Source organism: Candidatus Thioglobus sp. (genome assembly GCF_029243085.1).
In the GTDB taxonomy this organism is placed as follows: Bacteria; Pseudomonadota; Gammaproteobacteria; order PS1; family Pseudothioglobaceae; genus Thioglobus_A.
In genome coordinates this window covers 1-3,402 of the sequence record NZ_JAQWSS010000052.1, presented here as the reverse complement: position 1 = coordinate 3,402, position 3,402 = coordinate 1, and the positions used below count along the sequence as shown (strand labels likewise).

The 3,402-nt window shown below is 39.7% G+C and carries 6 protein-coding genes; 4 read left to right on the top strand and 2 right to left on the bottom strand.

All coding sequences use genetic code 11. The annotated features are described in order from the left end of the window. Positions 1-239, bottom strand: a 239-nt coding sequence (locus tag P8M52_RS03150; protein WP_300307198.1) for an OsmC family protein, incomplete at its 3' end; no start/stop codon positions are given. A gap of 18 nt (positions 240-257) precedes the next feature. Further along, positions 258-1,055, bottom strand: a complete 798-nt coding sequence (gene trpC, locus P8M52_RS03145; protein ID WP_300307195.1) for an indole-3-glycerol phosphate synthase TrpC — start codon at positions 1,053-1,055, stop codon at positions 258-260. 66 nt (positions 1,056-1,121) lie between these two features. On the opposite strand from trpC, the gene kdsA reads away from it, so the two are divergent. From kdsA to P8M52_RS03125, 4 genes are all read left to right on the top strand, one after another. Then, positions 1,122-1,958, top strand: coding sequence for a 3-deoxy-8-phosphooctulonate synthase (gene kdsA, locus P8M52_RS03140; protein ID WP_300307192.1), 837 nt, complete (start codon positions 1,122-1,124; stop codon positions 1,956-1,958). Continuing rightward, positions 1,955-2,686 carry a 4-hydroxy-tetrahydrodipicolinate reductase gene (dapB, locus tag P8M52_RS03135; RefSeq protein WP_300307189.1) on the top strand — a complete coding sequence of 244 codons (732 nt, stop codon included), beginning with the start codon at positions 1,955-1,957 and terminating at the stop codon, positions 2,684-2,686. The genes kdsA and dapB overlap by 4 nt, the downstream gene beginning before the upstream one ends. Positions 2,687-2,696: 10 nt before the next feature. Next, positions 2,697-2,996, top strand: a complete 300-nt coding sequence (locus P8M52_RS03130) for a YciI family protein (RefSeq protein ID WP_300307186.1) — start codon at positions 2,697-2,699, stop codon at positions 2,994-2,996. After that, positions 2,993-3,402: MBL fold metallo-hydrolase (locus tag P8M52_RS03125; RefSeq protein ID WP_300307183.1), on the top strand; the 410-nt coding region annotated here is incomplete at its 3' end. The genes P8M52_RS03130 and P8M52_RS03125, both read left to right, overlap by 4 nt.

The following is a 3,402-nucleotide window of genomic DNA, read 5'->3' as shown; positions in this document are numbered from 1 at the left end:
TCAGCACGCTCAGCTGAAATTTCAACTCGACAATCATTAACGAGCTCACGCATTTTTTTAAGCGTAGAAACCACATCGACTGTTGTGCAACCACCCATACCAAGCAGTAACATCTCCATCGGTCTAACGCCTAAATTTTTACCGCCTAAATCTTCAGGGCCATCCATAACAACGGCATGCCCACTAGCTGACTCACCAACCATCATCATGCCGTCGATCCATCTAACTGTTGTATTCATTGCTATGTGTCCTTGTTATTAAGCAAAAATATCTTCTAATGCTTGTCCCGGGTTGTCTTGTCGCATAAACGCTTCCCCAACCAAGAAAGAATGAATATCGTGATCCTTCATTAGTTTGACATCTTGCGCACCCAAGATGCCACTTTCAGTAATAACCAAAGTATCATCATCAATTGCATCCAAAAGATCAATTGTTGTTTGCAGAGTGACATCAAATGTTCTTAAGTTGCGATTATTAATGCCAACCATTGGTAAGCGAAGTGCCTGTACACGCTTTAATTCTTCAAGATTATGCACTTCGATTAAGACATCCATATGGCAAGAAATGGCCAACATGGCTAAGTCTTCCATTCTTTGATCTTCTAAGCAAGCGGCAATAAGCAAAATACAATCAGCGCCTAATACGCGAGATTGAAATACTTGATAAGGCTCAATAATAAACTCTTTACGCAATATAGGCAGTGTTGTTACTGATCTAGCCTCAGCTACGTATTTATCATCTCCTTGAAAGAAATCTTTATCAGTAAGTACAGACAAGCAAGACGCACCATGTTGCGCATAGCTTTTAGCAATTTCAGCCACATTGAAGTTTTCGCGTAAAACACCTTTTGAAGGAGAGGCTTTTTTGATTTCGGCAATAATAGCATTTTGCTTTAAATCTGCTTTATCTTTAAGCGCTTGATAAAAATCACGAGTTGTGCGATCTTCATAAGCGGTTTCCATCATTTTATTGTATGGAATAATTTCAATGGCTGCTTTAATCTCTTGCTCTTTTCGAGCAATGATTTTTTTTAAAATGTCAGGAGTATTTGTCATGAATAAGTATTTTAATGAATTGTTTGGCTTATAATTAACCTTATCATTTTTTAACCTTTAACTATCATGAAATTATTAGACTTCGAAGTTGGTATTGATCAGCCTTTTTTCTTAATCTCAGGCCCTTGTGTCATTGAGTCTGAAGAGTTGGCATTAGGTACAGCAGAACACTTAAAGAACCTTACCGACGCATTAGGTATTAATTTTATTTATAAATCTTCTTACGATAAAGCGAATCGCTCTAGTACGGGTAGTTTTAGGGGCTTGGGTATTGAAGAAGGCTTGCGTATTTTAGAAAAAGTTAAAACTGAAATTGGTGTACCAGTGCTAACTGATGTGCATGAAGACACTCCTTTAGATGAAGTAGCAGATGTGGTTGATATGATGCAAACCCCAGCTTTTTTGGTGCGTCAAACCAACTTCATTCAAAATGTTTGTAGCCAAGGTATTCCAGTCAATATTAAAAAAGGCCAATTCCAAGCGCCATGGGATATGCAAAATGTGGTCGACAAAGCTTTTGAAGTAGGTAATCAACAAATTACCGTGTGTGATCGTGGCACCTCATTTGGCTACAATACCTTAATTTCTGATATGCGCGGATTATCTACCATGCGCTCAACTGGCCAACCCGTCGTGTTTGATGCGACGCATTCTGTACAACAACCAGGTGGCAATGGTCTTACGTCTGGTGGTCAAAGAGAAATGGTACCAGTATTGGCAAGAGCTGCTGCTGCAGTGGGAGTTTCAGGATTTTTCATGGAGACTCATCCAGATCCCGAAAATGCTTTGAGTGACGGACCTAATATGATTCCAATTCATAAGATGGCGGATATGCTGAAAGCCTTGCAAGATATTGATAATATTACCAAGCAAAATGGTTTTTTAGAAAACGAATTAACATGATAAAAATAGCTGTAGTTGGTGCTTTAGGGCGCATGGGTCAAACAATTATTGAGTCCATTAATCAAAATGACAAAGTAGCGCTTGGCGTAACCTTGGATAAAGGCGATGATCTGTCAGCAGTTACTGATCAATTTGATGTAGTGATAGACTTTACTAGACCTGAGGCAACGCTTGATTACCTTGAAGTTTGTAAGCAAGCTGGAAAATCCATTGTGATTGGCACAACAGGTTTTGATGACGTTGGTCTTCAGGCGATTAATAATGCTGCTAATGAAATACCAGTAGTTTTTGCGCCTAATATGAGTGTGGGTGTTAATTTATCACTTAAATTGTTAGATATGGCGGCCAAAGTTATTGGTGAGGATGCTGATATTGAGATTGTCGAAGCACATCATCGTCATAAGGTGGACGCCCCTTCTGGCACCGCCTTAAAAATGGGCGAGGTAGTTGCAAATGCCCTGGGTAGAGATCTGAAAGAGTGTGCAATTTATGGTCGTGAAGGTATTGAAGAGCCAAGGGATCGTCAAACTATTGGATTTTCAACGGTTCGTGGCGGGGATGTTGTGGGCGAGCATACAGTTAGTTTCTTTATGGAAGGTGAGCGAGTTGAGATCACTCATAAGGCTTCGTCGAGAATGACATTTGCGAATGGCGCAGTGCGCGCTTCAAGCTGGTTAGAAAACAAATCTGCAGGGTTATACTCTATGCAAGATGTGCTAGATCTATAGGAGCCTATTGATGTTATATGCTGTTATTTCTCAAGATGTTGAGAATTCATTGGAAAAAAGAATGTCGGTGCGACCGGCACATGTAGAGCGTTTAAATATTTTGAAAGACGAGGGTCGCTTGATTCTTGCCGGACCTCATCCTGCAATTGATAATAACGAGCCTGGTGAAGCAGGTTTTACTGGCTCTTTGGTTGTTGCTGAATTTGATTCATTAGAAGATGCGCAAGCTTGGGCAAATGCAGACCCTTATATGGCATCTGGCGCTTATGCAAATGTTATCGTCAAGCCCTTTAAAAAGGTATTGCCGTGAGTTTGATTTTTAGACCTTTGTTTGAAAAAGAAAGCTCAACCTATACTTACCTATTGGCCGATTCCAAAACCAAAGAAGCGGTGATCATTGATGCAGTGAGTGAAACCAAACAAAGAGATATTGGCCTGATTGAAGAGTTGGGTTTGAACCTTAAATACATTATTGAAACCCACGTACATGCAGATCATATTACTAGCTCATGTCCTTTAAAACAAAAATTTAATCAAGCAAAAATTGTTCTTGGAGAAATGAATCCAGTGGCTTGTGCTGATGTGTTAATTAAAGAGGGTGAGAGTCTTGAATTTGGTAGTTATAGTATTAAAGCCATATCAACCCCAGGCCATACTGATGGCTGTATGTCGTATATTGTAGAAGATAAAGTTTTTACTGGCGATGCGCTATTGAT

Bases quoted from the DNA above. Each gene is read 5' to 3' on its own strand.
- trpC (WP_300307195.1), bottom strand. From the start codon at position 1,055: ATGACAAATACTCCTGACATTTTAAAAAAAATCATTGCTCGAAAAGAG.
- kdsA (WP_300307192.1), top strand. From the start codon at position 1,122: ATGAAATTATTAGACTTCGAAGTTGGTATTGATCAGCCTTTTTTCTTA.
- dapB (WP_300307189.1), top strand. From the start codon at position 1,955: ATGATAAAAATAGCTGTAGTTGGTGCTTTAGGGCGCATGGGTCAAACA.
- P8M52_RS03130 (WP_300307186.1), top strand. From the start codon at position 2,697: ATGTTATATGCTGTTATTTCTCAAGATGTTGAGAATTCATTGGAAAAA.